The 26,250-nt window shown below is 52.6% G+C and carries 26 protein-coding genes; 13 read left to right on the top strand and 13 right to left on the bottom strand.

What is annotated here, in order from left to right:
* Positions 1-433 precede the first annotated feature (433 nt).
* Positions 434-1,981: a transporter associated domain-containing protein gene (locus KGP21_RS17140; protein ID WP_021806773.1), complete on the top strand. Its 1,548-nt coding sequence runs from the start codon at positions 434-436 to the stop codon at positions 1,979-1,981.
* Between the two features lie 87 nt (positions 1,982-2,068).
* Here KGP21_RS17140 and KGP21_RS17135 read toward each other — a convergent pair whose 3' ends face one another.
* From KGP21_RS17135 to pabB, 4 genes are all read right to left on the bottom strand, one after another.
* Positions 2,069-3,670, bottom strand: coding sequence for an EAL domain-containing protein (locus tag KGP21_RS17135; protein ID WP_223535849.1), 1,602 nt, complete (start codon positions 3,668-3,670; stop codon positions 2,069-2,071).
* Between the two features lie 336 nt (positions 3,671-4,006).
* Positions 4,007-5,371, bottom strand: a complete 1,365-nt coding sequence (sdaA, locus tag KGP21_RS17130; RefSeq protein WP_021806771.1) for an L-serine ammonia-lyase — start codon at positions 5,369-5,371, stop codon at positions 4,007-4,009.
* Between the two features lie 372 nt (positions 5,372-5,743).
* Positions 5,744-6,322: a CoA pyrophosphatase gene (locus KGP21_RS17125; protein WP_115158061.1), complete on the bottom strand. Its 579-nt coding sequence runs from the start codon at positions 6,320-6,322 to the stop codon at positions 5,744-5,746.
* Positions 6,319-7,692 carry an aminodeoxychorismate synthase component 1 gene (gene pabB / locus KGP21_RS17120; RefSeq protein WP_021806768.1) on the bottom strand — a complete coding sequence of 458 codons (1,374 nt, stop codon included), beginning with the start codon at positions 7,690-7,692 and terminating at the stop codon, positions 6,319-6,321. Before pabB ends, KGP21_RS17125 begins: the two co-directional genes overlap by 4 nt.
* Before the next feature lie 266 nt (positions 7,693-7,958).
* Between pabB and KGP21_RS17115 the strand changes: the two genes are divergently transcribed.
* Complete coding sequence (locus KGP21_RS17115; protein ID WP_223535848.1) at positions 7,959-8,966, top strand: glycosyltransferase; 1,008 nt, start codon at positions 7,959-7,961, stop codon at positions 8,964-8,966.
* 63 nt (positions 8,967-9,029) lie between these two features.
* Positions 9,030-9,269 carry a YoaH family protein gene (locus tag KGP21_RS17110; protein ID WP_021181044.1) on the top strand — a complete coding sequence of 80 codons (240 nt, stop codon included), beginning with the start codon at positions 9,030-9,032 and terminating at the stop codon, positions 9,267-9,269.
* A gap of 37 nt (positions 9,270-9,306) precedes the next feature.
* Here KGP21_RS17110 and purT read toward each other — a convergent pair whose 3' ends face one another.
* Positions 9,307-10,485 (bottom strand): formate-dependent phosphoribosylglycinamide formyltransferase, encoded by a 1,179-nt coding sequence (purT, locus tag KGP21_RS17105; RefSeq protein ID WP_223535845.1) that lies wholly within the window; start codon positions 10,483-10,485, stop codon positions 9,307-9,309.
* A gap of 211 nt (positions 10,486-10,696) precedes the next feature.
* Here purT and dbpA point away from each other — a divergent pair, with 211 nt between their 5' ends.
* The 4 genes from dbpA (at position 10,697) to KGP21_RS17085 (ending at position 15,027) form a co-directional block, all read left to right on the top strand.
* Positions 10,697-12,079, top strand: a complete 1,383-nt coding sequence (gene dbpA / locus KGP21_RS17100) for an ATP-dependent RNA helicase DbpA (protein WP_021181046.1) — start codon at positions 10,697-10,699, stop codon at positions 12,077-12,079.
* Between the two features lie 85 nt (positions 12,080-12,164).
* Complete coding sequence (locus KGP21_RS17095) at positions 12,165-12,491, top strand: YebG family protein (protein WP_021181047.1); 327 nt, start codon at positions 12,165-12,167, stop codon at positions 12,489-12,491.
* A gap of 39 nt (positions 12,492-12,530) precedes the next feature.
* Positions 12,531-12,839 (top strand): N(4)-acetylcytidine aminohydrolase, encoded by a 309-nt coding sequence (yqfB, locus tag KGP21_RS17090; protein WP_179246594.1) that lies wholly within the window; start codon positions 12,531-12,533, stop codon positions 12,837-12,839.
* A 154-nt stretch (positions 12,840-12,993) separates the two neighbouring features.
* Positions 12,994-15,027, top strand: coding sequence for a S9 family peptidase (locus KGP21_RS17085; protein ID WP_223535843.1), 2,034 nt, complete (start codon positions 12,994-12,996; stop codon positions 15,025-15,027).
* A gap of 30 nt (positions 15,028-15,057) precedes the next feature.
* On the opposite strand, the gene exoX is transcribed toward KGP21_RS17085, so the two are convergent.
* The gene (gene exoX / locus KGP21_RS17080) at positions 15,058-15,726 is read right to left on the bottom strand and encodes an exodeoxyribonuclease X (protein WP_021806761.1); all 669 of its coding nucleotides are present in this window, start codon (positions 15,724-15,726) and stop codon (positions 15,058-15,060) included.
* 421 nt (positions 15,727-16,147) lie between these two features.
* Between exoX and KGP21_RS17075 the strand changes: the two genes are divergently transcribed.
* Positions 16,148-16,585: a TraR/DksA C4-type zinc finger protein gene (locus tag KGP21_RS17075; RefSeq protein WP_021806760.1), complete on the top strand. Its 438-nt coding sequence runs from the start codon at positions 16,148-16,150 to the stop codon at positions 16,583-16,585.
* Between the two features lie 112 nt (positions 16,586-16,697).
* Positions 16,698-17,687 (top strand): prolyl aminopeptidase, encoded by a 990-nt coding sequence (gene pip / locus KGP21_RS17070; protein WP_051363733.1) that lies wholly within the window; start codon positions 16,698-16,700, stop codon positions 17,685-17,687.
* Between the two features lie 325 nt (positions 17,688-18,012).
* Here the strand turns inward: pip and KGP21_RS17065 are convergent, their stop codons facing one another.
* A complete protein-coding gene (locus KGP21_RS17065) occupies positions 18,013-18,243 on the bottom strand; it encodes a DNA polymerase III subunit theta (protein ID WP_021181054.1) in 231 nt (76 codons plus the stop codon).
* A 387-nt stretch (positions 18,244-18,630) separates the two neighbouring features.
* On the opposite strand from KGP21_RS17065, the gene ftnA reads away from it, so the two are divergent.
* From ftnA to KGP21_RS17045, 4 genes are all read left to right on the top strand, one after another.
* A complete protein-coding gene (ftnA, locus tag KGP21_RS17060) occupies positions 18,631-19,149 on the top strand; it encodes a non-heme ferritin (protein ID WP_021806759.1) in 519 nt (172 codons plus the stop codon).
* 322 nt (positions 19,150-19,471) lie between these two features.
* The gene (yobA, locus tag KGP21_RS17055; RefSeq protein ID WP_024485865.1) at positions 19,472-19,855 is read left to right on the top strand and encodes a CopC domain-containing protein YobA; all 384 of its coding nucleotides are present in this window, start codon (positions 19,472-19,474) and stop codon (positions 19,853-19,855) included.
* 3 nt (positions 19,856-19,858) lie between these two features.
* Positions 19,859-20,740, top strand: coding sequence for a copper homeostasis membrane protein CopD (copD, locus tag KGP21_RS17050; protein WP_223535841.1), 882 nt, complete (start codon positions 19,859-19,861; stop codon positions 20,738-20,740).
* Between the two features lie 69 nt (positions 20,741-20,809).
* Positions 20,810-21,151 (top strand): YebY family protein, encoded by a 342-nt coding sequence (locus KGP21_RS17045; RefSeq protein ID WP_223535838.1) that lies wholly within the window; start codon positions 20,810-20,812, stop codon positions 21,149-21,151.
* Between the two features lie 323 nt (positions 21,152-21,474).
* Here the strand turns inward: KGP21_RS17045 and KGP21_RS17040 are convergent, their stop codons facing one another.
* The 6 genes from KGP21_RS17040 to KGP21_RS17015 form a co-directional block, all read right to left on the bottom strand.
* Entirely contained in the window at positions 21,475-22,557 is a 1,083-nt protein-coding gene (locus KGP21_RS17040) for a tyrosine-type recombinase/integrase (protein WP_223535836.1), read from the bottom strand.
* On the bottom strand, positions 22,529-22,801 hold the full coding sequence (locus KGP21_RS17035; protein WP_223497903.1) for an excisionase: 273 nt from the start codon (positions 22,799-22,801) through the stop codon (positions 22,529-22,531). The genes KGP21_RS17040 and KGP21_RS17035 overlap by 29 nt, the downstream gene beginning before the upstream one ends.
* Positions 22,802-22,863: 62 nt before the next feature.
* Complete coding sequence (locus KGP21_RS17030; RefSeq protein ID WP_223497902.1) at positions 22,864-24,504, bottom strand: class I SAM-dependent methyltransferase; 1,641 nt, start codon at positions 24,502-24,504, stop codon at positions 22,864-22,866.
* On the bottom strand, positions 24,497-25,327 hold the full coding sequence (locus KGP21_RS17025; RefSeq protein WP_223497901.1) for a chromosome partitioning protein ParB: 831 nt from the start codon (positions 25,325-25,327) through the stop codon (positions 24,497-24,499). The genes KGP21_RS17030 and KGP21_RS17025 overlap by 8 nt, the downstream gene beginning before the upstream one ends.
* Positions 25,327-25,659 carry a hypothetical protein gene (locus KGP21_RS17020; RefSeq protein WP_223535834.1) on the bottom strand — a complete coding sequence of 111 codons (333 nt, stop codon included), beginning with the start codon at positions 25,657-25,659 and terminating at the stop codon, positions 25,327-25,329. The genes KGP21_RS17025 and KGP21_RS17020 overlap by 1 nt, the downstream gene beginning before the upstream one ends.
* Positions 25,652-26,110 carry a hypothetical protein gene (locus KGP21_RS17015; protein WP_223535831.1) on the bottom strand — a complete coding sequence of 153 codons (459 nt, stop codon included), beginning with the start codon at positions 26,108-26,110 and terminating at the stop codon, positions 25,652-25,654. Before KGP21_RS17015 ends, KGP21_RS17020 begins: the two co-directional genes overlap by 8 nt.
* Positions 26,111-26,250: the final 140 nt, after the last annotated feature.

Raw genomic sequence — 26,250 nt, 5'->3', positions numbered from 1 at the left:
CTGTGGCCGTTAATTCCTGTTAACGACATTTATTTTAGTGCGTGAAAAAATAAATTTTGTGACATTGCTCTGCTATTAGTGGATCGATTAAGCCGAATAGTTGGTTTGCGGAATTAAACAGCAAAGCTGTTACAAAATGAGACGTAAACTGAACAAAGCCACTTTTCTGGCGAAAAATTTCCTGTTAGAGTGCATTCTTCTTTCATAACCAAGGAGTGAAGGGCCTCAGCCCTCCCTATGGACTGTCACCGAAGTTACTGTTTTACAAGGTTTCACCCGCCACCTGTTGGCGCCACAACGTTCGCTCGGCCTTATGGCTGCTTCCTGTTAGTGCCATCCTGTTTTCTCTCTGTCATCGCCAACGCCACGTCTGCGTTTGCTTCCCTACGTCTGAGCACAGCTCTGCCAACCTGTCTTTCTTCTGGAGTCTGATATGGAAATATTAATGGACCCCTCGATTTGGGCCGGGTTATTGACCCTGGTGGTCTTGGAAATCGTGCTGGGTATCGACAACCTGGTATTCATCGCCATTCTGGCCGACAAACTACCGCCCAAGCAGCGTGATAAAGCGCGCATTATCGGTCTTTCATTAGCCTTGGTGATGCGTCTTGGGTTGCTGTCGGTGATTTCATGGATGGTGACGCTGACCAAACCGCTGTTCAGCGTGGGGGAGTTCGCTTTCTCTGGCCGCGACCTGATCCTGCTGTTTGGTGGGGTATTCCTGTTGTTCAAAGCTACGATGGAGCTGCATGAACGGCTGGAGGGCAGCACCCATCAGGAAGGTGCCAACCGTGGCTACGCCAAATTCTGGGCGGTGGTGGTACAGATTGTCATCCTTGATGCGGTGTTCTCGCTCGACGCGGTGATCACGGCGGTGGGGATGGTCAACGATCTGCCGGTCATGATGGCAGCAGTAGTGATTGCGATGGCGGTGATGTTGCTGGCCTCGAAACCTTTGACCAACTTCGTGAACGCCCATCCGACCATCGTGGTGCTCTGTTTGAGCTTCCTGCTGATGATCGGCCTGAGCCTGATTGCCGAAGGCCTTGGCGTGCACATTCCGAAAGGCTATCTGTATGCGGCGATTGGTTTCTCGATCCTGATCGAGATGTTTAACCAGATTGCACGGCGCAACTTCATCAAGCACGAGTCTCGTCGCCCGATGCGCGAACGCACGGCTGAAGCGATTATGCGCCTGATGGGACAACAGCGTACCCAGCAGCAGGTGGATGAAGACAGCCTGCATAAGGTGAAAGAAACCTTTGCGCAGGAGGAACGCTATATGATCAGCGGCGTGCTGACGTTGGCTTCCCGTACCTTGCGCAGCGTCATGACGCCGCGCACCGAGATTTCGTGGGTAGATTGCGAACGCTCCCGCGACGAGGTGCGCGAACAGTTGCTGGATACCCCGCATAGCCTGTTCCCGGTTTGCCGCTATGAGCTGGACGAGTTTATCGGCGTAGTGCGAGCCAAGGATCTGCTGGTCGCGTTGGATCAGGGCGTGGATATCGCCGAGTTTGCCGCACGTACCCCACCGATCGTGGTGCCGGAAACCATGGACGTGATCAAGCTGCTGGCGGTATTGCGCCGGGCCAAGGGCCGTCTGGTGATGGTGACCAATGAGTTTGGCGTGGTGCAGGGGCTGGTCACGCCATTAGACGTGCTGGAAGCGATTGCCGGTGAGTTCCCGGATGAAGATGAAACGCCGGATATTATCGAGGATGGCGACCGTTGGCTGGTGAAAGGTGGAGCGGATCTCCACTCGTTGGAGCAGGCGTTGGACTGTGACGATCTGGTTAGCCCCACCGAGGATTACGCCTCGCTGGCGGGCTTCCTGCTCTCATATTCTGGCCAGATGCCAACGGTGGGCGACGTGGTCGAACTTCACGACCTGCGCTTTGAAATCCTTGAGATCTCGGATTATCGCATCGAGCTGGTCAGTATCACCAAGGTGAAACCGCTGCACGAACAAGACGAGTAAGTGTTCAGGCCGGGGGTATCTCCCGGCCACAGTTTGCCGCGTTGCTGGTCCATTGGCTAACGTACATAGCGAGCCGGTTGAATTGTATCAGCCGTCTCGCTTTTCTTTTGTTTGCGGCTTTTGATGCAGCGCGCGTTGGCGGGTTTCATACTGCTGCAGCCACAGCGGGAACACGTTGATCGGCATCGGCTTGGCAAAATAATATCCCTGTAAGGCATTTACTCCCTGTGAACGTAGATACTCAGCCTGTTCCTCTGTCTCAACCCCTTCGGCCACCAGTTTTAATTTCAGGCGCTGTGCCAACGTTATGATGGTATCGGTCACGGTGGCATTGACTGCGTCAGTACCAATGGCGGCGGTAAAGCCACGATCGATCTTCAACACGTCCGGGCTGAGCTTTTTCAGGTAACTGAGCGAGCTGTGGCCGGTACCGAAGTCGTCTATCGCCAGCATGATGCCCATCTCTTTGAGCGTTTTAATCTGCTCATACTGAATTTCTGACAGGGCGGTTCGCTCTGTCAGTTCCAGCATCAATGAAGGCATCGGATGGGCGGGCAGCCAAATCCGGCGGATGTCATCGATAATGCTGACGGTATTGAAATGCTCAGCGGCGACGTTGATGCTGATATAGAAAGAGGGGCGGGGGGGGAACAGGTTGAGATTTTCTACCACCGTGGTCATCAGATAACGCGTGAGGGGAATGATCAGGGCGTGCTGTTCGGCCAGCGGAATAAACACGTCTGGCGAAATCCAGCCTTGTCGTTTGTTTTTCCAGCGCATCAAGGTTTCAACACCGACGCAGCGCCCATTATCGCTGTTGATAATCGGCTGGCAATAAACGCGAAATTCGCGATGCGAAATGGCGTGGCCAATGTGGTAAGACAGGCTCATGCGGTTGGCGGTGATCAGATAGACCACGTAGGCCGCCAGCAGGCTCAGCATCAGCGCCAGAGGAAAATGGCGGGGTAGTGCGGCCAGCGCCAGAGTTCGGGCATCAGGTCCAAACAGGGAGATGGAAAAAGGATATTTGGCGGATTTTGCAGTGTATTGCAGGCCGTCTGCATTGGCATCGCTCAGGGTAATTTCCTGTTGACCATATTCCAGCCTGTAGGCACCCACGTTCAGGGCTACGCGGTGAGCGTAAGGCTCTTGTGGTTCCAGCAGGAAATTGGACAATAGATCGATATTGAAAACGTTCAACACTCCGCTGGTACTTTGGTTGGGCAACGGAGTCCATAGCACCAGCGTTGGCGTTCCTTTTGCCACCATGAGGGAGGGGCGCAGTGCCAGCTGCATGCCGCCTTGGGTCATGGTCGGGAAAATGGAGGTAAACACATAGTGGCGCTGACCAAACAGGCTGGAGCAATAAATCGTACCATCCTTGACTAGCAGCAACGAGCGCAGCGCCTGATTCTGTGCGGCACGAAAGCGTAACGTTGGCATCACCGAATCGCAGGGTTGCCCGATTAGCGACATGGTGCTGAGAGCCTGTTGCTCTGCGGGCAGCAGCAACGCATTGAGTTTGGTGATCACTCGGCTGGCCAGGACGCGCTGGTTCTGCTCGGTATTACGGATTTCCTGATAGTAGCGGGTATAAAGCGAAATCAACAAAATAGCCAACCCAACCGCGCCGGCGAGAAGCCAACGGTAATAGCGGTATTTCGATGCGGCAAGTTGGGTCATCAACATCCGGTAAGTCCTTGTTCAGTCTAGCTGCCTGACGCCACTTCCAGGCGCAATTCAGTAATACTATGCTTGGCTAATTCTAGCCTGTTCGCATGGAAAATTGATGGTAACTCAACAAATTATTTCGGTTCGTGCAATCAAAGGGGAAATTTTGGGGTTAACCGGCGGATGGGCGAGGTGGTCAGGTTAGCAGTATTGCTGAATTTGTACGGGGCAACGAGGTTTTTCCCCAGCTAATCTATTGATTCTCTGAGTGTGCGCAGCACGCGGTTGCGTAGCCAGTTCAGGCTTTTTCAGCCGTTCCCCCTCGCCGGTGATGACGAGGGGGGACAGACTTAATCAGTCACACTGAACCTTGATCGCCAGACCGCCACGGGAGGTCTCACGATACTTGGCGTTCATGTCTTTACCGGTTTCGTACATGGTTTCGATCACCTTATCCAGCGACACACGCGGCTCGCTGGTGCGGCGCAATGCCATACGCGCCGAGTTGATCGCCTTCACCGAGGCAATGGCATTGCGCTCGATGCAAGGGACCTGTACCTGACCGGCAACGGGATCGCAGGTCAAGCCCAGGTTATGCTCCATGCCGATTTCGGCGGCGATGCAAACCTGCTCAGGGCTGCCGCCAAGCAACTCGGCCAGGCCCGCAGCGGCCATTGAACAGGCCACACCAACTTCGCCCTGGCAGCCCACTTCGGCACCGGAAATTGAGGCGTTCATTTTATACAGCGTGCCAATCGCACCGGATGCCATAAAGTAACGGACATAGGTTTCCGGGCTGACGGACTCGATGAAATGATCGTAGTAAGCCAGCACCGCAGGGACGATCCCGCAGGCTCCGTTGGTTGGGGCGGTCACCACGCGGCCACCGGCGGCGTTCTCTTCGTTCACCGCCAGCGCAAACATGTTGACCCAGTCGATCACGTTCATTGGGTCGCTGGACAGTTTGTCTGAGGAAACCAGCAAGCGGCGCAGGGCAGAGGCGCGGCGTGGAACCCGCAGAGGACCAGGCAGTACGCCTTCGGTGTTCAGACCACGATCGATACAGGCGCGCATGGTTTGCCAAACGTTACCGAAATAGGCTTCGATCTCCTGCTTGCTATGCAGTGCCAGTTCGTTTTGCATGACCATCCCGGAGAGGGACAGACCGGTGGCGTTGCAGTGGGCCAACATTTCACTTGCCGAGTGGAACGGATAGGGAACCGAGATTTCATTACTTTCGGCTTTGCCGAAATGTTCTTCGTCAACGATAAACCCGCCACCGATGGAGTAATAAGTTTTGCTGTAAATCTGCTTGTCGCCAGCAAAGGCATGGATCTGCATGGCGTTTTCGTGCAGCGGCATATTGTCGCTACGGAATACCATGCCGCCGTCGCGGGGGAAATCGACTTCGTGCAGGCCGTTGGCCAGCATCAGGCGTTGACGTTGCTCAACATCGCGAATAAAGCCTGGAATGCCATCGATATCGACGGTATCAGGCATATTGCCCGCCAGGCCGAGAATGATGGCGATATCGGTATGGTGACCTTTACCGGTCAATGAGAGTGAGCCGTAAACATCGACGGCAACACGCGTGACGGAAGGCATCAAGCCTTCGTTTACCAGATCGTCGACAAACTGTTTGCCGGCTTTCATCGGTCCAACCGTATGAGAGCTGGACGGGCCGATGCCGATCTTAAACATGTCGAAAACGCTAATCACGCTAAAACTCCTTAAAGAGGCATATTGTTATGGCTGCTACGGTTAAAAACCGCGCAGGGAACGGCGATAGTGTAAAAGGGCCGTACGGGTTTTGCGGCCCTTTTCGCATGAAATAAAGTAATCCTTGGTATTGCTGTTAACGCCTTAAAACGCTACCGGGGTAATCCTTATAATATTAGTGGTTTATTCCGGTCGTGGCTATTTTACAGGTATTTCGTAAGGTTGAAGAGAGAGTTTACAGTTTTTTTAAAACATCGATAGCGGTAACGGTAGTTGATAAAACAGACTGCTGGAGTGATAGCGATCGCTTTATACTCAAAACGACAGGTAATCCCGGCTTTAACGTGATGTATGTCTCAAAAAATGCCCGATTCAAAGGCTGACTTGCTGTGCCAGGCGGCGAATAATCGCGGCCGTCAGACCCCAGACGAACTGGCTCTGATACCAGGAAAGATAGACTCGATGTGCGTGGCCGCCACGATGAATGTCCAGTGGATAATAGCGTGAGAGCCGCAGCGCTTCTTGCAGCGGGATTTCGAACACCTCGGCGACCTCATCTTCGTTGGCATGAAACGCCACATCTGCCGGGATCAGGCCCACCACCGGTGTCACCTGAAAACCGGTGCTGCTGTCGAGCGGGGCCAACTGGCCGAGGATGTGCACCCGCTGCGGCGGGATCGCCACTTCTTCCTGCGCTTCACGCAGTGCGGTAACGATGGGAGAACCGTCTTCAGCATCGGTTTTACCGCCGGGGAAGGCCACTTGACCCGCGTGTTTACGCAGTGAATCGGCGCGGCGGGTGAGCAACAGGGTCGGTTCTGGCCGACAAACGATCGGGATCAGCACGGCGGCTGGGCGCGAGTGGTGGGAGATCTGCATCGCTTGCGGCTGTTGCAGCTGAAAGCGGCTGATAAAATCGGCCAATGAGGCCGGATAGTCCTGATGGCTCACGAAACGGTAAACTCCCCCAGCTGTGGCAAGATACGGCCTACCTTATCAAAGGTTTCCTGATACTCCGCCTGTTCCTGACTATCTGCAACGATGCCACCACCGGCAGAACAGCTGATGCGCCCGTTTTCGGCAATCAGGGTACGGATGGTGATATTGGTGTCCATGGTACCGCAAACGCTGAGATAGCCAATGCTGCCACAATAGGCATTACGACGCTGCGGCTCCAACTCTTCGATGATTTCCATTGCCCGCACTTTGGGCGCGCCGGTAATCGATCCGCCGGGAAAACAGGCGCGCAACAGCTCGCTAGCCGAGCGGTTAACGGGCAGGGTGGCCGTAATGGTACTGACCAGATGATGTACCGCCGGGAACGGCTCAACCACGAACAGTTCCGGCACCTTGACGCTGCCAGGCTCTGCCACACGGCCAATGTCATTACGCAGCAGATCGACAATCATCAGATTTTCGGCCCGGTCCTTGGGGGAATTGGCCAACTTTTGTGCCTGTTCTGCATCCAGCGCGGCATCGGCAAGGCGGGGTAGTGTGCCTTTGATGGGCCTGGTCTGGATCTGCCGATCGGCCAACCACAGGAAACGTTCTGGTGAAACGCTCAACACCGCGTTGGCGGGCAGGCGCAGGAAAGCGGAGAACGGTGCACGGTTGCTGGCGCTTAGCTGTTGGAATGCCTGCCATTCGTCCCCTTGGTACGGGGCGGAAAAACGCTGAGCCAAATTGATCTGATAGCAATCGCCACTGCGCAGATAGCTCTGGATCCGCCGGAATTTTTCGCCATATTGTTGGCGCGTCATGTTGGCCTGCCAGTTGCCGGTCAGTGCGAAGGGGGGCTGTGGCACAACCCGCTGCTGGTTAAGCCATTGCCAGCGCTGTTCTACATCCCCATAGCTGAGCAGGGTCAGTTTTTGCTGATGATGATCGGCGATCAGGGCCCAGTCATAAATACCCACCGCCATATCCGGCAGCTTGATATCGGCCTGTGCCAACTGCGGCAATGCTTCGATACGTCGCCCCAAATCATAGCCAAATAGCCCCAGCGCTCCCCCTTGAAAGGGCAGTTCGCCGTTCAGTGGCGGATGCAGGTTGAGAGCATCTAGCTGTTGCTGCAACAGCACAAAGGGATCTTCCGGTGAGTGACTGCGAGTCTCTCCCTGCTGGATCTCGGTGCTGGCACCGCAAGTCGTCAGCGTGGTGCGCGGTTCTGCCACCAGAATGTCAAACCGGTTATGCGGGTGCTCGGCAAAGCCTGAATGCAGCAGCATAGCCCAAGGCCGTTGTGCCAATGGAGCGAACAGCGTTAATACGGCTTCGCGCGTATAGGGTAACGATTTAAGGTTTGGGGCGGTGACATTCATAGGATCAATCAACCTGACTTACGTAAACAGCGGTGTTGGCAGCCATTCTGCCACATTACGCTATAGGGTGCTGCTTACAGATTAGCCGGATGAAAAGTAAACCAAGCGTAAATGGAGCATTTTTTGCCACGTCTGCCATATTATAACATGTAAAAATCCCGCCTATATTCACCGGAATAAATTTCCGCGATGGATGCTCTAATAAGTAAAAATAAATTCAAAATTATCTTTTTTCACCCGAAAATCATTCTGCAGGTGAGGCGGCAATGTCATTAAAATTAAGCGTTATTGTTCCTTTGCATAATGTAGGGGAGCTATTTATTCCTTTCTTGAATTCATTGCTGGCGCAAGATGAGCAGCAGTTGGAGGTGATCATCGTTAACGATGGTTCCACCGACGGCTCAGGAGAGATCGCGCACCGCTACGCTGCGCAGCATCCGCATATCAAGGTCATCGACCAGCCCAATTCAGGGGTTTCCAATGCCCGCAATGCTGGGCTGGCCGTGGCCCGTGGCAAATATGTTGCCTTCCCCGATGCCGATGACTTATTGGATCCAAAAATATATTCAACGCTGCTTACATTAGCCGAAGAACATCAATTAGACGTGATGCAATGTAACGGCGAACGCTATTTTGCAAATAATGGTGATGTGAACCCCATTATTCCTGTTGGGCGCTTGAAAGATACGGCGGTTATTTCTGGCGCGCAGTGGTTGGAAATGGCGTTGAAATCACGACGCTTTATTCATGTGGTGTGGTTAGCCGTGTATCGCCTGGATTTTATCAAGCAGCACCAACTTTATTTCGAACCTGGTTTACACCACCAGGATATCCCGTGGACCACCGAGGTAATGTTCAATGCTCAACGAGTGAAATACCCGAGCAAACCGCTATATCGCCAACGGGTACACGACCGCTCGATCAGCAACCGTCGGCGTACCGGGCAGGCGAACGTCGAGTACCAGCGCCACTATATGAAAATCGTCGAGATGCTGGTGGCGCTGAATCAGCGTTACAGCAGCAAGGTCCCGATTTGTGCGGCCTTCCACTGGCAAATCGCGCGTGAAGCACTGGGGATTTGCCATAGTATTCGCCGTGAGCCCGAATTGCAGGCACAACAACAGATTGCTGAAGATTTTTACCGGCGTGGCATTCAGCGGATGATGATCGACAATATGCGAGGTATCAAGCAGACCTGGCATGTGTTGCTGTGGCTGCATCGCTTAAAACAGTGGCGCATTGATAACGCGACCCCCTTGCGGGCCAGCGAATAACAGGTGTAGGGATCTGCGTCGTTAGCGCGTATAATTCATGCCTATTTTACCGGGGAGAAAGACATGCTTGCAGGTATGCCGTCACTGAGTCACCAAGAACAGCAGGAAGCTGCTGAACGTATCCATCTGCTGATGGGGCAGGGCATGAGCAGCGGAGAGGCCATCGCGACTGTGGCGCAAGAAATCCGCGAAAAACATCAGGGCGATCAGGTTAGCGTGATGTTCGACGATGAAGAAGAACAGCAGCAGGAAGAACCGACCGAGTATCTGGACGAAGATAGCGAAGACGACGAAAACTACTGACGTTAGCGGGGGTCGGCGTCCCGAATCCCCAACCGGTTTACCCTTGCACCGTCACCGCAGCAGCAGCCTGTTTGGCCAGCTCTACCGCTTGCTCTACTTCTGGCGCAACGGCCAGTGCAACGCCCATCCGGCGTTTGCCCTCGATGTTCGGTTTACCGAATAACCGCACCTGATTATAACCATTCAGTGCCGTCTCCAACCCGCTGAAGCGCACGTTGTCGCTGCTTAGCGCCGGCAAGATCACCGCAGAGGCGGCGGGCCCGAACTGGCGTATCGCGTTAATCGGCAGCCCAAGGAAAGCACGCACGTGCAGCGCAAACTCGGACAGATCCTGCGAAATCAGCGTGACCATGCCGGTGTCGTGCGGGCGTGGTGAGACCTCGCTGAAAATCACCTTATCACCGCAGACGAACAGCTCAACGCCGAACAGGCCAAATCCACCCAGTGCGTTAACCACTTTTGCGGCGATCGCCTGAGCACGGCTTAATGCCAGCTCTGACATCCGTTGCGGTTGCCAGGACTCGCGGTAATCTCCATCTTCCTGACGGTGGCCGATCGGCTCACAGAAATGTACGCCATCGACGGCGTTGATGGTCAGCAGAGTGATCTCGAAATCAAATTTGACCAGCCCTTCAACAATGACCCTGCCTCCGCCAGCGCGCCCACCGAGCTGTGCGTAATCCCAGGCGGCGCCCAGTTGCTGCTCTTCACGGATCAGGCTTTGCCCTTTGCCGGATGAGCTCATCACTGGCTTGACGATGCACGGGTAACCGATTTCGGCCACCGCTTGGCGGAAGCTTTGCTCGTTATCGGCAAAGCGGTAGCTGGAGGTTGGCAGCTCCAGCGTTTCAGCGGCCAGACGGCGAATACCTTCACGGTTCATGGTCAGACGAGTGGCTTCTGCGCAGGGGACGACATTATGGCCCTGTTGCTCCAACTCAACCAGCATGCTGGTAGCGATAGCCTCTATTTCCGGCACGATAAAATCGGGGCGTTCCTGTTCGATCAACGCTTTTAGCGCCGCGCCATCCAGCATATTGATGACGTGGCTGCGGTGTGCCACATGCATGGCTGGGGCATCGGCATAACGGTCAACGGCAATCACTTCCAAGCCTAAACGCTGGCATTCGATGGCCACTTCTTTGCCCAGCTCGCCTGAGCCGAGTAGCATAACGCGGGTGGCGGCAGGACGCAGGGCGGTTCCAATAGTTAACATAGTCTGATACCTGGATCTGAATGAATTCACGGGTCTGACACTGAGCGCGCAGTATATACGAAAACGATTGCGTACGACCAGCGGTGCATAATAACCGCTTTTTTTAACGCCGAAATCCGGAAACCCCACCAACTCTGTTATCATCTGCGCCTGATCCGGTGCCAGCCAAGCGCAGCGCCGCCTTTCCACTTGCTATATAAGAGTTATTGCCGTGAGCACAGTTTCTTTTTCTTCCCTGCCGCTGCCAGCTGAACAGTTGGCCAACCTCAACGAACTGGGGTATGCCGAAATGACGCCGGTACAGGCCGCAGCACTGCCTGCCATCCTGAACGGGCAGGACGTACGTGCCAAAGCGAAAACCGGTAGCGGTAAGACGGCGGCATTTGGCATCGGCCTGCTGGATAAAATCAACGTTGCCAAAGTGGCAACCCAAGCGCTTATTCTGTGCCCGACGCGTGAGCTGGCCGACCAGGTGAGCAAAGAGCTGCGCCGCCTGGCCCGCTTTACCCAGAACATCAAGATACTGACTTTGTGTGGTGGCCAACCGGTGGGGCCACAGCTCGACTCCCTGGTGCATGCGCCGCACATTGTGGTGGGTACGCCGGGCCGTGTGCAGGAGCATCTGCGCAAGAAAACCCTGGTGCTGGACGAGATGACCGTGCTGGTGCTGGATGAGGCCGACCGCATGTTGGACATGGGCTTTGCCGATGATATCGATGATGTGATCAGCTACACGCCGCCACAGCGCCAGACCCTGCTGTTTTCTGCCACCTATCCGGCGGGCATTGAACGTATTAGCGCCCGTGTGCAACGCCAGCCACTGAATGTGGAGGTTGAAGATGGCGATGAGCAAGCCTCTATCGAACAACGTTTCTATGAAACCACTCGCGATCAACGTCCTGCGGTGCTGGTGAGCGCCATCCGCCATTATCAGCCTGCGTCCTGCGTGGTGTTCTGTAACACCAAGCGTGATTGCCAGAGTGTGTATGAAGCGCTGGAAGCCCGTGGTATCAGTTGTATGGCGCTGCATGGCGATCTTGAACAACGCGATCGTGACCAGGTGCTGGTTCGCTTTGCCAACCGTAGTTGCCGTGTATTGGTGGCGACCGACGTGGCCGCGCGTGGCTTGGATATCAAAGAATTGGAGCTGGTGGTCAACTACGAGTTGTCGTTTGACCCTGAGGTTCACGTCCACCGCATTGGCCGTACTGGCCGTGCCGGTCTGAGTGGGTTGGCAATCAGCCTGTGTACGCCGCAGGAAATGGTGCGTGTTCATGCTCTCGAAGAGTATCTGTCCATGCGCGCAAAATGGTCGCCGGTGTCTGAGCTGAGCGGGGCGTCTAACGCGCCGCTGGAAGCGGAAATGGTCACCCTTTGCATAGACGGTGGCCGCAAGGCAAAAATCCGCCCTGGCGATATTCTTGGGGCGTTGACCGGTGACGCCGGGCTAACGGCGGCAGAAGTCGGCAAGATCGACATGTTCCCGGTGCATGCCTATGTGGCTATCCGTAAGGCCAGCGCCCGTAAGGCACTGCAACAGCTTCAGCAAGGTAAGATCAAAGGCAAGAGCTGCAAAGTGCGGCTGTTGAAATAATAAACGACAGGGCGCTTGCAGCCCTGCCCGAAATCACTCTATACTGTATAAAAATACAGTATCATAACCTTTGAGGAAGATGCTCATGGCTGTTGAAGTGAAATATGTAGTAGTGAGAAACGGTGAGGAAAAAATGACTTTCGCAAACAAGAAAGAAGCCGATGCCTACGACAAAATGTTGGATCTGGCCGATAGCCTCGGTGAATGGTTGCAGCAAGCGCCAGTCTCGCTGGAAGAAGAACAGCGTGAAGGGTTGAGCTTCTTCCTGGCGGAACACAAAGATGTGCTGGCGCAGATCCTGCGTGGTGGTGCCCCGCAAGAAGCCGCCAAAAAACCAGCCAAAACCAAAGGTGAGAAACCTGCCGCCGCTCCGGAAGAAGGCGCTGCGTCAGAAGAGCAGCAGGCCGCCTAAGCAGTGGTACAGCAACATGATGATAACCAAGGATCCAGCATGTCCCGTGAGATAACCTTCTTCAGCCGTTTTGAGCAAGATATTCTGGCCGGGCGCAAAACCATCACCATTCGGGATGCCAGCGAAGCTGACTTCCAGCCGAACGAGGTGCTGCGCGTCAGCCGCAACGAAGACGGCGTATTTTTCTGTTATATCGAGGTAACGTCGGTAACGCCGGTGCGCCTGGATGAGCTAACGCATGAACATGCGCAGCAGGAGAATATGACGCTCAGCGAACTCAAGCAGGTGATCCAGGATATCTACCCAGGGCTGGATGAGCTGTTTGTCATCGCGTTTACCAAGCGCTGATGCGGTACGCCATCTCACATTGCGATGAGATGCTGACAAACCTAACCGGTTCACTGCGTAGGGGCGCTGCTGCGCCCATTTACTTACGTGGCTTGTTAACCTTGTGAAATTCGTGTCATTCTTGCCTTAATCAAAGTAAGCGGATGATTTAGCAATGATGACACCTCCCAAGGCAGAAAAACGTCCTTATCCCATCACTATCCATGGCGACACGCGTGTGGATGACTACTACTGGCTGCGCGATGACGAACGTACCGATCCTCAGGTATTGGAGTATTTGCGGGCCGAAAATGCCTACACCGACGCTCAGCTAAAGCCGCAACAGGCGCTGCGTGAAACTCTGTATCAGGAGATGGTCGCGCGCATCCCACAGCAGGAACATTCCGTACCTTACGTCAGGCGTGGTTTCCGCTATCAGACCCGCTATGAGCCGGGTAATGAATATGCGCTGTATGTGCGCCAGCCTGCAGCGGCTACCGAGCTTTGGGACACCTTGCTCGATGGCAACCAGCGTGCGGAAGGGCACGAATTCTATACGCTGGGCGGGTTGGATGTCAGCCCGGACAACCAGCGCCTGGCCGTGGCGGAGGACTTCCTGTCACGCCGCCAATACGATATCCGTTTCAAGGACCTACGCGACGATAGCTGGGCCGATGAGGTGCTGGAAAACACCTCTGGCAACTTCGAGTGGGCGAATGACTCCGCCACCGTCTACTACGTGCGTAAACACGCCAAGACATTGCTGCCGTATCAGGTCTATCGCCACGTGGTGGGTAGCGATCCGCAGCAGGACGTGCTGATCTACGAGGAACAGGATGACACTTTCTACGTCAGCCTGGAAAAAACCACCTCCGAGCGCTTTATTCTGATCCACCTCAGCAGCACCACCACCTCGGAGATCCTGCTGCTGGATGCGAACAGTGCAGACAGCAAGCCGCAGATGTTTGCGCCGCGCCGCAAAGATCACGAATATGCCATCGATCACTACCGTGAGCATTTCTACATTCGTTCTAACAGAAACGGCAAGAACTTTGGCCTGTATCAGAGCGAGCAGGCTGAGGAAAGCCAATGGCAGGAACTGATTGCCCCGCGCACCGATGTCATGCTCGAAGGGTTCAGCCTGTTCCGTGACTGGCTGGTGGTGGAGGAGCGCATCGCCGGGCTGACCCAGCTGCGCCAAATCCACTGGCAGAGCGGTGAAGACAAGCGCATCGCTTTTGACGATCCGACCTATGTCACATGGCTGGCCTACAATCCAGACCCGGAAACCGAGCTGCTGCGTTACGGCTATTCCTCCATGACCACGCCAACTACGCTGTATGAGCTGAATCTGGACAGCGGCGAGCGGGAGTTGCTCAAGCAGCAGGAAGTGAAAAACTTCACGGCGGAAGATTACCGTAGCGAGCGCGTGTGGGTGAAAGCCCGTGACGGCGTTGAGGTACCGGTATCTTTGGTTTACCGTGCTGACCGCTTCGCACATGGGACGAACCCGCTGATGGTCTATGCCTACGGCTCCTATGGCAGCAGCATGGATCCTGCATTCAGTGCCAGCCGCCTCAGCCTGCTGGATCGCGGTTTTGTCTTCGCGCTGGCGCATATTCGCGGCGGTGCCGAGCTGGGGCAGCTCTGGTATGAAGACGGCAAGCTGTTCAACAAGCAAAATACCTTTAACGACTTTATCGACGTCACCAAGGCGCTGGTAGAGCAGGGCTATGGCGATGCTGACCGGGTGTTCGCGATGGGGGGCAGTGCCGGTGGCTTGCTGATGGGCGCGGTAGTCAACCAGGCTCCTGAGCTGTTCAATGGCGTAGTGGCTCAGGTGCCGTTTGTAGACGTCGTCACCACCATGTTGGATGAGTCCATCCCGCTCACCACCGGTGAATATGACGAGTGGGGCAACCCAAACGACAAGGCGTATTACGATTACATCTTGCAGTACAGCCCTTACGACCAGGTGAAAGCGCAGGATTATCCGCATATGCTGGTCACCACCGGGCTGCATGATTCGCAGGTGCAATACTGGGAGCCTGCCAAGTGGGTAGCGAAACTGCGTGAGTTGAAAACCGACGATCGCCAACTGCTGCTGTATACCGATATGGATGCCGGCCACGGCGGCAAGTCTGGGCGCTTTAAGGCTTACGAAGATATTGCGCTGGAATATGCGTTTATTCTGGCGCTGGCGGAATAAATCATCGCGGGCAGGAGACTGCCCGCCTGATTAACCCAACAGATAGTATTTCAACGTGTGTTTCATATCCGGGCTGAGATCGTCGATGGATTTCAGCATCCAACGCAGATAGCCAGGATCGTCCAGCGCAACCTGCTCAATAGATTGCCCACGATATTTGCCGAACTTGAATTTTTTCAACAATACCGGCTGCTCGGTGATTTCCAGCATCTGTTCTGGCGTCCAACCGGAGTCTTGCACAATGCGTTGCAGCAGTGCGGCGGTGACGTAGCAGTCGTACAGTGCGCGGTGTGGATAAAGCGCGGTATCCTGCGGCAGTTGTACATCCAGATTCAGCGCATAGCGTAGGTATTGATTACCATATTTAATGTCTGGGTACAGCGTACGTGCCAGCTTGAGGGTACAAATCCAGGCACCGTTCATTTCCGGCAGCATGGCACGATCAAAGGCGGCGTTGTGCGCAACATAATATTGGCTGCCCTGATAACGCCCAATAGCGACGGCGATACGCGGCTTGCCCTCAACCATCTGCTCGGTGATGTGGTGAATGGCCATGGCGTCCAGGCCGATAGGCCGGTCTGGGCTGATCAGGTCGCTCATCGGATTAGTGATTTGCCCGTCGATCACGTCAACGGAAGCGACTTCCACTACGCCGCCGTCTAGCCCACAGGTTTCAGTATCGATTACACGTAACATCATGATGTTCCCAGCTAAAGTCTACTGCCTAGCTTAACGATATGGGGTTGCGATGCCAACCTGTCTTTTCGCAGGCAACAAAAAACCCGCCTTGGCGGGTTTAACTACGGTCAGAAACTGATTTACTCACCAGATGTAGACGCCTGTCCTTTTTTGGAACGTTTCTCCGCTTTTTTCTCGGCTGGGGTTTTCAACGGCTTCTTCTTCGCATTTTTCTTGCTGTCCATTCCCTTACTCATGATGGCCTCTTGGTTAACCTATGGTTGGGTGGCTTGCCGGACCATTAACCCCCTAGCGACCATCATATGCAAGCAGCAAAGGGTATGGAAACGTCAACGCCTTGTTTATCCAATGATTATTTATTATTAACCTTTATGTGTTAAAAATGTTATAATGTAACAAACTTATGTACACGGAGTGTGCCATGACAGTCATGACATTATTAAGCGAGCAACAACTGCTGGCGATGCCAGAATCTGATTACATGAATACGGAGCAGCGGGCGTTTTTCCGCCAACGCCTATTGGACGAGCAACAAAAACTCTGGCAGCACATCGACGTGCTGAAACGTGATATCGACAGCGGCGATATCAGTGGTGACGAAGCGGATAAAGCCGCGCGCGAAGAAGATCTGCGCCTGCTGTTCCGCCAATTGGATCGGGAAACCCGCCTGCTGCCCAAAATGGCCGCCGCCCTGCAGCGCCTGGAAACCGGTGATTTCGGTTATTGCCTTGAAACGGGTGAGCCTATTGGCCTGCCACGCCTGTTATTGCGCCCCACGGCAGAGCTGAGTATTGAAGCCAAAACCGCACAAGAAATGCGCGAACCCCATATGCGTAAAAGCAAGTCGACTTCATTTTAAGCAAACGCGCACTAACATGTTGGTATAGGTGGAGGTTTTAGCGTTTTACCGTTGACCTGATGAGCGGCTTCGGCTTTGATGAAGGTATCACTCACAGAGAGACGTACGCGCCATGGAACAATTACGAGGTTTGTACCCGCCATTATCCGCCTATGACAGCGGTTGGCTGGATACTGGAGATGGGCACCGGATCTACTGGGAGCTGAGCGGCAATCCAAACGGTAAGCCTGCGGTCTTTATCCACGGTGGGCCTGGCGGTGGTAGCGCACCTTATCATCGCCAACTGTTCGACCCGCAACGCTATAAGGTTTTGTTGTTCGATCAGCGCGGCTGTGGCCGTTCCAAACCGCATGCCAGCCTGGACAATAACACCACCTGGCATCTGGTCGACGATCTCGAAAGACTGCGTGTCATGGCCGGAGTGGACCAGTGGCTGGTCTTTGGTGGCTCCTGGGGGTCCACGCTGGCGTTGGCCTATGCACAGACGCATCCGCAACGCGTCAGCGAGATGGTGCTGCGGGGGATCTTCACGCTGCGTAAGCAGGAACTGAGTTGGTATTATCAAGACGGCGCTTCCCGCTTCTTCCCGGATAAATGGGAGCGGGTGCTGTCTATCCTTTCGGAGGAAGAACGCAAGGACGTGATTACTGCCTACCGTCAACGCCTGACTTCACCGGATCTGCAAGTGCAGCTTGAGGCTGCCAAACTGTGGAGCGTGTGGGAAGGGGAAACGGTAACGCTATTGCCAAGCGGTGCTTCCGCCTCCTTTGGCGAAGATGATTTCGCGCTGGCCTTTGCTCGTATTGAGAACCACTACTTTAGCCATCAGGGCTTTCTCGACAGCGATGACCAACTGCTGAGCAACGTCCCGCTGATCCGTCATATTCCTGCAGTGATCGTCCATGGCCGTTACGATATGGCCTGCCAGGTGCAAAACGCCTGGGATCTGGCCAAGGCTTGGCCTGAGGCTGAACTGCATATTGTCGAAGGGGCAGGGCACTCCACGGATGAACCGGGTATTTTGCACCAGCTGATGCTGGCTACCGACCGTTTTGCTGGCCCCTCACCCCAACCCTCTCCCATAGGGAGAGGGAGCTGTTAGTCCCTGCTCATTTGGAGGTAAATCGGTAACTTTAGCAAATCGGTCGCCTCCTCTGCTGGCTACCGACCGTTTTGCACAACCCTTTCCCACTGGGAGAGGGAGACGTTATTGGAGGTAAATCGGTAACTTTAGCAAAATCGATCGCCTCCTGACCCAAGGTGAGTCGCGAGAAATTGTAAACACACTCGATCGGTCCCCCATTTGGAGGTAAATCGGTAACTTTAGCAAAATCGATCGCCTCCTGATCCAAGGTGAGTCGCGAGAAATTTTAAACACACTCGATCGGTTCCCTCTCCCTGTGGGAGAGGGTTAGGGTGAGGGGTCATTACTTCATTTTAGGCTCGTAAGGCAGGCGAGAGAATTTGTGTGATTCGACGCGATAGTGCATCACACGCTCGCGGAAGTAGTCCTGCAGATGCTTTGGCTGCTCACGTTCCACCATCTCAGGGATCACCGGCATATTGTAGCGTTCCTTGAATGCCACTCCAGACGCGGCCAGATCAACGTTCACCTTGTCCATCTCGTCTTTGGAAAGTTCTGCCAGATTGTAACCCATGGGATCCTCCTTCTAGTGTGTAACGGCAACTCAGCGCAGAAGGTAATCTACCGTGCCGCGCTTGGCAAGTTTCTCAAGCCAACCTATCCCTATCATCTTCAGACTCTGGGTATAGAGTCATTACAAAAAGCAGGGTTATATAATATTTAAGCCTAATGACGTTGGTGTATTTTGTTAAATAAGAATGATTCGTCTTCCTGCAAATATAAAGATGAAAATGATTATCATAATAATTTAATGTTAAATTGAGTTTTTTATAATGCATTGAATTTATGGGTAAATTCACTTTTAAATAAATGAATGTAAATCAAGTGTTTTTATTTTGTGTTAATCAAGGCATAATGCGGTCAATTAAGTTTATGACCTGCAAAAATAATAGGGATCCTCATGCTAACGCAAGCAATGACCACGAAACTGAATGAGCAACTGAATCTGGAATTCTATTCCGCCAATTTGTATTTGCAAATGAGCGCCTGGTGCAGTGATAAAGGCTTCGAAGGGGCTGCCGCATTCCTCAAAGAACATTCACGCGAAGAGATGCAGCATATGCAGCGTCTGTTCGATTACCTCAGTGATACCGGGGCATTGCCACTGATTGGCAGCATTTCTGCACCCCCGGTAGAGTTTGAATCACTGGCGGACGTTTTCCAGCAGACTTACGAGCATGAGCAACTGATCACTCGTCAAATCAATGAGCTGGCGCACGTGGCTATGACTACACAAGACTACTCAACCTTCAACTTCCTGCAATGGTACGTTGCCGAACAGCACGAAGAAGAGAAGCTGTTCAAATCCGTTCTGGACAAGTTGGCGCTGGTAGGCAACAGCGGCAAGGCACTGTTCTTCATTGATAAAGATCTGAAGAGAATGGGTGCTGAGGCAGTAAGCGGTAACGGCCAGGCCTGATAACCCGCTTTTGTCATCAATCTGAAAACCGCGTACTTTTCACCGTACGCGGTTTTTTTTGCCCTGCGTTTATCGAACTGCTATAGCGATACGTGCTGCCAGATCGCAAAATATCAGTGATGTGCTCGACTTGCCGATTCACCGTCGTTATGATTTAACGCGATACGCTACCGGGAGGTAGAGAGTTATAACAGTGAGTTACCCACTCCTTCTGCTGTTTACCCGTGGCGCAATCACAGTGGTGGGTTGAGGCTGCGGAAACATCGCTCCGCGTAACCGGTCTTGGCCCTTATCACCTACATAATTGATAAAGGACTCCTCCGTGATCGCTAAAATCCGTTCATCCTATCGCCTGCTTTCCACCATTTTTGTACTGTTTGTCGGCTTGTCTTCTCAGCAGGCGTTGGCGCATGCCCACCTGAAAGTACAGACTCCGGCGGCAGACGCCACCGTCAGCTCTGCGCCAAAAGTGCTGACGCTGAATTTCTCTGAAGGCATTGAGCCTAACTTCAGCGGTGTGAAAGTGACCGGCCCAGATAACGCCGTGGTTAAAACCGGCAAGCTGGATCTGGATCCAAGCAACAACACCCAGATTAACGTACCGATTGAAAGTGAACTGGCTGCGGGGAAATACCAGGTCAGCTGGCACGTGGTTTCCGTTGACGGTCATAAAACCAAAGGTCAGTACAGCTTTACCGTTAACTAAGCTATGACTCTGGCGACCCTGTTTGTGCTGTGTCGCTTTGTGCACTTTACGGCGGTGATGCTGATGTTTGGCGTCAGCCTGTTCACCGCCGTCCTGTCGCCACAGCGCCTCTCCCCGATAATCACCCGCGATTTGCGCCCGCTGCTGCTCGCCTCGACCTGGATCTCCGCATTAACCGCCTTGCTGATGCTGGCCATTCAGGCCGGATTGATGGGCGATGGCTGGGCGGATACCTGGCAATTGAGCATATGGTGGGCGGTGTTGGGCACCACCTTTGGTGAGGCCTGGCGCTGGCATCTGGGGTTTTCCCTGCTGGCCTTGTTAGCCTTGCTGTTGCCTGCGGCAAAGCGGGGGCAAGCGCTGGCGCTGTGCTCGGCACTGCTACTGATCAACATGGCGTTTATCGGCCATGCGGCGATGCATGCAGGCATATTGGGAATTGCACACCGAGTTAACCACGCCTTGCACCTGTTAGCGGCAGGCTACTGGTTCGGCAGCCTATTACCGTTGTTGCTTTGCCTGCGCTACTTGCCACAACCGCAGTGGCGTAGTGATGCTATCGCCACCCTGATCCGTTTCTCCCGCTGGGGCCATGTTGCCGTGGTGCTGGTGATCGTCACGGGCATAATCAACAGCCTGATCATCCTTGGCCGCTGGCCAGTCGATCTCGATTCCGCCTATCAACGCTTGTTGTTAGTTAAAGCCGGGCTGGTGGCATTGATGGTGATGGTGGCATTGGCCAACCGTTACGTTATCGTCCCCGCAATGCGCACCTCCCCCAATCTGGCACAGCGCGGGTTGGTGGTCGCCTGTTGGCTTGAGGTGGCGTTGGGCGCAACGGTGCTGCTGTTGGTGAGTTTATTTGCAACCTATGCACCGGTATGACATTGCGCCTTGCCGGATGCCCCCAAACTGCGGGAAAATCGATTTAAATCGCAACTTAAGGCCAAAAACATGAAATCTGTAATTCTTGGTATTGTGCTGCTGGCAACGGCGTCGAGCGCGCTGGCGGCAGATAAACTGGTTAACGTCACTAAGCTGGAGTACGGCAAACAGTGGGCGTTCACCAAAGAGGAAGTCACGCTGCAATGTCGCAAAGGGGCTGCCTTGTTCGTGCTCAACAACAGCACCCTGATGCAGTATCCGCTCAATGAAGCAGCAGAAGCACAGGTGAAAGCGGGGCAACAGCGTGCTCAATCGCTGGATGTGATCCTGCTGGATGACGCAAACCACCCCGGCCAGAAAATGAGCGTGCAACCTTTCCGCGAAAGAGCAGAAAAATTGTGTGCTGACTAATCAGCTAACCACCCGATACTTATGCAAAAGTTTACGGGTGGTGACGAGATGCACGTAATTAATTTCTGTTTGTAACTATCACTTGTGTGCGCTGGGCTGGCAAAACTGGCACCTTGGACTATTCTTAGAATGCACGGTTGAACAAACCTTGCATAAATGCCAACTTTTAGCGCACGGCTCTCTCCCAAGAGCCCTTTCCCTAGACCGAGTATAGGAATCGTACTCGGTCTTTTTTTATTTTCCTTTAAAATCAATATCTTATGTGGTTTGTTCCGAAATTCTCCGAAATTTCTCCGAATTTCCATACTCGGTCTTTTTTGGTGTCATAGGAAAGTGAACACTTTTTCACGTGTGTCCAAGTACTTTTCCGTCATTTTTTCTGATTTATGAGCGAGTAATTTTTGTGCAAATTCCTTCCCTTTTTCCTTCTCATACAGCCGCCCGGCCAAGCTTCGGATCTCGTGAAACGTAGGAGGATTTTCGCTCAACGCTAGCCCAGAATTTTTACGTGCTTTCACGAATCCTTTCGTTAGGCTATCAGGGTGGACCGAACCATCTGGACTATTTTTGCGGATGCCTGCACTCACAAGGTAGTCACTGCGACTGACCAAACGGCATCTATCGATCACGGTGCCAAGTTTAAGTTCTGCACTGTTAAGAGTTAGTGAGAGTGGTATCGCGATCATTGCGCCGGTTTTTATCTGGGTTATATGTAACCGGTCATCATAAATATCACTGAATCTCATGCTGGCAATGTCCTCACGCCGTTGCCCAGTTACTAGCGCCAGGTCCATAGCCAGGCCAAACCAGGCTGGTTGCCTATCAGCGGCCAAGCGAAAAACTGTATACTGTTCAAACGATGATATACGCTCGCGAGACACCTCCATTTTTGGCGCTCTGGTTGGCCCTACAGGATTAACTGAAACGTGACCTTCCACGATAGCCTCTCTGAACATGTCCGAAAGCACCGAGCGTAATGTTCCTGCCATAGTTTTTTTCCCCTCAACAATCCACGGCTCCAAAAACTCCGCAATATGCCTTGTCGTAATTTGAGACAGCACCATTTTTCCCAACTTATCACCAATGGTTTTTATATGCCCAGTTCTAGCCTTATAGGTATTTGCCGCTAGATTTCGCCGTTGCAGTATTGTTTCGTAACGTTCCAGAAAATCAGCAAAAGTAAACTCATGTTTACCCATTAATTTTTCCATCAAAGCCACTGGCGTATATTTTTGTTCAATATAATTATTGGCTTCGATAGCCTGAGCAATGGCATCCCTGCGAGAAATTTGCCCAAGTGGGATTTCCACTTTTGTGGCGGGGTTTCGCCATGCGAATGATTTGCTGTTTCTGCGATAAGTCAGATTTTTGGGTAAATTAGCATCGTATCTTTTTCTCTGACTCATTGATCAATCTCTCCAACAACGGACTTTTTTTACCAATGCGGCCGTTTGGTTGGTGCTGCTCCAACTTCATTCCGCATTTTTTCGGTTTAATATAAAATGCATCGGGGTGTACTTTGTACGAACGTCCTTCCAGATCGGGAGCTGGGTAAATGTTGCCGTTCCTTGCCCAGCGCCGCAGTGTCCCTATGCTTGGCGGCTCGTCGTAGTATTTTTTTGCCCATTTAGTCAGGGAAAGTTTTTGCATACTTACCTCATGACCGGCCTGTACTGTACGATTTTGGCCGGAGTAAAACTGAATCTTGAAATTCACTTGCGGTCGGCTTTCAGCATGACAACAGAAACGCTCGTACCGTCAAACTCGTTACTGATTAACCCGGACCAGCTACACGTCCAACCGGGCAGAAATGATTTTTTGCGCATACTTGCTGGCAGAATTGCCACAACACGGCCACCAGGCTTAACCAGATTCGCTGCGGCTACCAAATGCGCCTTTGCACGTCCTTCGCTGAATGGTGGATTCATTACCACCTTGTCGAAGCGCATATTGGTTGTTTCGGCCCACTTGATGAAGTCGGTCTGCTCAACGGTCAAGCCTTTAGCCTCCAGCACGTGGCAATGCAGAGCAGATATTTCTACGCAATAGGTTTGATCTGCCGGCATCAACACGGCAAGGTTTCCGGTGCCAGCGCTCGGCTCCAGGCATTTATCACCCGGTTGTATTTCAGCCTCGGATACCGCCCAATCTGCCAGGGATTCAGGAGTAGGGTAGAACTGGTGTGACTGTTGATCGGGAATGCACCCGGACGCGATAATCTCTCCCAGCACTCGGGAAGGGTCGTAGTCGAACTCCCAGATATTGATGTTTTTGTTAGGCCCTGCTTTGATCAGCACACCACCGATTGTTTCCAGTATTTTTCCTGCCTGGCCACGGATGGCTTTGTCTTCATCCCGCCAGTCAAAACGCCGGTTGTACGGGTTGGTGGTGAGGGGCGGTGTCCAATCCTCCCACTGGTTACGTCGAAGCGGGGTGTGGCGTTCAGCCTTCATTCCTGAAAGTACCTCCAGAACGGCGAACGGCAACGGCTTGTCCATTAAAGTGAAATCCTTGAGTTTCTTCTTTGGTTTCTGGCGGAATTGTGGCGGTATCGCCATCGGGTACAGGTGCGCCAGAATGCAGTTGAGTCGCCAGGCCATATCCGGATGAACTTCAAGGTGCGCTGTTCCTTTAAGATAGGCCCGTACACGCAATGCGCCACCATCAAGCATCAACCACTCACCGTGTCGACAACGGGCTTCCTGTAGAGCATCGTCGGTTACACGCCTGCGGGGTTCATCGCGGCCCATAAATTTGGCAATGACTTGCCGAAGATCTTGGATGAAACCGCCCATATCGTGATTATTCCATCCATACTCGTTGAAAACTCGGGCGAGGATCATACGCTTGCCGAAGCCCTCCGGCCTGTTGGTAACGTGGTCGCCGGAAAGAGCACGGAAAATGCCGTCTACGCGCTCAGAGAAAAATTTCTGCCGCGAGTTCAGTAGCTCCATAATGGTAGGGCGTACTGTTTCCTCTTCAAAATCTGGGGTTTTCATTTCCCGGATCTGTTCGTTCCATTCTGTACGGCGGTTATTTGGCATATACTCGTACACGTCGGTCATATTTAATGCTTTTTGCCAAAAGGTGGCGTTCAAGCTGGCGATTGCTCCTTCGATTTTAAATAGCTCGCTGACACCCCTGATGTAATGACGTCGGTCCTTATCCTGATTACCTTCCAGGAAGTGATGGACAGATGCATGGTGCGAATTAATCAATTCTGCCATCATTTCCACATCTGAACGTAATTGCTTGTACTGGCCGATCAGAGAATCAACCAGGTCGGAAGATGCAGGGGCGAAAAACGCCCCATCTAATACCTCACCGTGAAGGGTTTCGATTACATCACTCATTCTCAGGCTTTCCCCCCAGTTTTCGGTATTCGTGGAGAATTGTATTAATTTCTTCTTGTGTGCCTTGTCTGAGCCGGAGAACGTCACCATCTGCTTGTGATATTAGCTCGGCATCATAGAGCAACTCACAAAGTCGACGTGCTCGAGTAGCACTGAACTGAGGGATTGCTGTTGATTTGGTTGCTTTTGCTTTGCCTTTTTCCTTCGCCTTTCCTGCATCCCCTTTTAAAATATCACCAGCTTTGTCACCATGTTCTTTTACACGTTGTACTGCAAGAGGAATATCAACCTCTCCACTTTCAACTAATTGATGAACATCATAATTGGCATTGATTAACACACGGGCATTGTCAACCTTATAGCGTGGAATATGCAAAACCTCAGCTATTTTATCTGCTGATAAATTGAGGTTCTGTAAGTCCTTTACTAATAAAGCCTCCTCGTAATCAGTGAGCGGTAATTGTTCATTGCTGGTTCTAATACGCGCAATGCGGTCAACATCGTTGCCTTCGAATGGTTCTATCTTTATCCATTCAACAGGTTTACCTGCTTCATCACGTAAGCGACGATTGGCTAAGGTTCTGCGGTGGCCCTCGATAACCCACACGCCGCCCTCATCACGAGGAATAACTTCAAGGTTGGGTACTTTTCCTCCTTTAAGCATGTATTGATAGAGGCGCTCATTAGCCTCACGATAGCGCTCATTGTCTACGCGCCGATTAAAATCTTCTTTGATGTGAATGTCATCAAGGCGAATTAGCAATGATGTTTTTCCGCGCTTAATTACTTTGCCGTCGATCATTTTATTGAAGGAGTTAGCCATTATTTAACATCCTTTTCAATCGCAGATTTCAATACATCGGCGTACCAAACCTTGCCGCGGTACTGGAAAATATCGCTCTCCCTCTGGCACCACAACATCGGGTTCATCGAGAATGAAATGGCATCAGTAAGCACTGATACTCGGGTGGATAACTGGTTTAGTCGCTTTGCGGCCAGGTCTGCATTATCGCGATTATCACAATCGAAAATTGCTTGGCTGGTGCCCTCAATTTGCAGTTCGTAAACAGTCCAGAACTTCGCTTCTGCGTCACTGACTCGCTCGCACTCCTGGCCGTTATCAATGACGCCACACACAAAGAATTTCTTATTCATGAGATGAGTCCAGATCGTCAGCGTTAAATTGAATAGGGAAGTCAGGTCTGATGATTTCAAGCCAAGCCAACATGCGGAAGCGGCCACCGAAAGCACCTTCAGGAACGTAACCATTTTCTCCGGGTTTGATAATGTAATATCGACCATCATCGTCATGGCTAATCCAACCGGTGTAGTTCGAGTGTTCACCATCCTCATTCTGCCAATCATCTAAATCAGAAGGGGACTCGTCAGGAATACAGCCATTTTCTTCCCAATAATCTAACTCCGCGTCGGTTAGCTCCGCGTTTAAATAGCTCAATTTGATAACGCATTCAGTAGCCTGCTGGTAATGCTCAGGGCCTTTTGTGTAATCGCGGCGTTCCATGAGAACGGCAACCCAAAAATCAGCTTCTTTACCCCGTTTTATCCCCGGTAGTTCACTAATTGCTTTCCAGTTTTGATTAATCATTTTGTACTTACCTTTAATTTGATAGCTGTTGAATTTTCCGCTACTGGTGGCAACTCAATAATTCCGAAGTGTCGCCGGTACCCATTTCGCATTTGCCAGATAATTTCTTTTGTATGGTCTTTAAAATCATCAGGCTTTGT

Origin of the sequence: Serratia sp. JSRIV004 (genome assembly GCF_019968705.1) — a bacterium.
Lineage (GTDB): Bacteria > Pseudomonadota > Gammaproteobacteria > Enterobacterales > Enterobacteriaceae > Chania > Chania fonticola_B.
Note: the sequence above shows the minus strand (reverse complement) of the source record. Positions and strands in the feature narration are given on the sequence as shown.

Bases quoted from the DNA above. Each gene is read 5' to 3' on its own strand.
- KGP21_RS17140 (WP_021806773.1), top strand. From the start codon at position 434: ATGGAAATATTAATGGACCCCTCGATTTGGGCCGGGTTATTGACCCTG.
- KGP21_RS17135 (WP_223535849.1), bottom strand. From the start codon at position 3,670: ATGTTGATGACCCAACTTGCCGCATCGAAATACCGCTATTACCGTTGG.
- pabB (WP_021806768.1), bottom strand. From the start codon at position 7,692: ATGAATGTCACCGCCCCAAACCTTAAATCGTTACCCTATACGCGCGAA.
- KGP21_RS17115 (WP_223535848.1), top strand. From the start codon at position 7,959: ATGTCATTAAAATTAAGCGTTATTGTTCCTTTGCATAATGTAGGGGAG.
- KGP21_RS17110 (WP_021181044.1), top strand. From the start codon at position 9,030: ATGCTTGCAGGTATGCCGTCACTGAGTCACCAAGAACAGCAGGAAGCT.
- purT (WP_223535845.1), bottom strand. From the start codon at position 10,485: ATGTTAACTATTGGAACCGCCCTGCGTCCTGCCGCCACCCGCGTTATG.
- KGP21_RS17095 (WP_021181047.1), top strand. From the start codon at position 12,165: ATGGCTGTTGAAGTGAAATATGTAGTAGTGAGAAACGGTGAGGAAAAA.
- yqfB (WP_179246594.1), top strand. From the start codon at position 12,531: ATGTCCCGTGAGATAACCTTCTTCAGCCGTTTTGAGCAAGATATTCTG.
- KGP21_RS17085 (WP_223535843.1), top strand. From the start codon at position 12,994: ATGATGACACCTCCCAAGGCAGAAAAACGTCCTTATCCCATCACTATC.
- exoX (WP_021806761.1), bottom strand. From the start codon at position 15,726: ATGATGTTACGTGTAATCGATACTGAAACCTGTGGGCTAGACGGCGGC.
- KGP21_RS17075 (WP_021806760.1), top strand. From the start codon at position 16,148: ATGACAGTCATGACATTATTAAGCGAGCAACAACTGCTGGCGATGCCA.
- pip (WP_051363733.1), top strand. From the start codon at position 16,698: ATGGAACAATTACGAGGTTTGTACCCGCCATTATCCGCCTATGACAGC.
- KGP21_RS17065 (WP_021181054.1), bottom strand. From the start codon at position 18,243: ATGGGTTACAATCTGGCAGAACTTTCCAAAGACGAGATGGACAAGGTG.
- ftnA (WP_021806759.1), top strand. From the start codon at position 18,631: ATGCTAACGCAAGCAATGACCACGAAACTGAATGAGCAACTGAATCTG.
- copD (WP_223535841.1), top strand. From the start codon at position 19,859: ATGACTCTGGCGACCCTGTTTGTGCTGTGTCGCTTTGTGCACTTTACG.
- KGP21_RS17045 (WP_223535838.1), top strand. From the start codon at position 20,810: ATGAAATCTGTAATTCTTGGTATTGTGCTGCTGGCAACGGCGTCGAGC.
- KGP21_RS17040 (WP_223535836.1), bottom strand. From the start codon at position 22,557: ATGAGTCAGAGAAAAAGATACGATGCTAATTTACCCAAAAATCTGACT.
- KGP21_RS17035 (WP_223497903.1), bottom strand. From the start codon at position 22,801: ATGCAAAAACTTTCCCTGACTAAATGGGCAAAAAAATACTACGACGAG.
- KGP21_RS17030 (WP_223497902.1), bottom strand. From the start codon at position 24,504: ATGAGTGATGTAATCGAAACCCTTCACGGTGAGGTATTAGATGGGGCG.
- KGP21_RS17025 (WP_223497901.1), bottom strand. From the start codon at position 25,327: ATGGCTAACTCCTTCAATAAAATGATCGACGGCAAAGTAATTAAGCGC.
- KGP21_RS17020 (WP_223535834.1), bottom strand. From the start codon at position 25,659: ATGAATAAGAAATTCTTTGTGTGTGGCGTCATTGATAACGGCCAGGAG.
- KGP21_RS17015 (WP_223535831.1), bottom strand. From the start codon at position 26,110: ATGATTAATCAAAACTGGAAAGCAATTAGTGAACTACCGGGGATAAAA.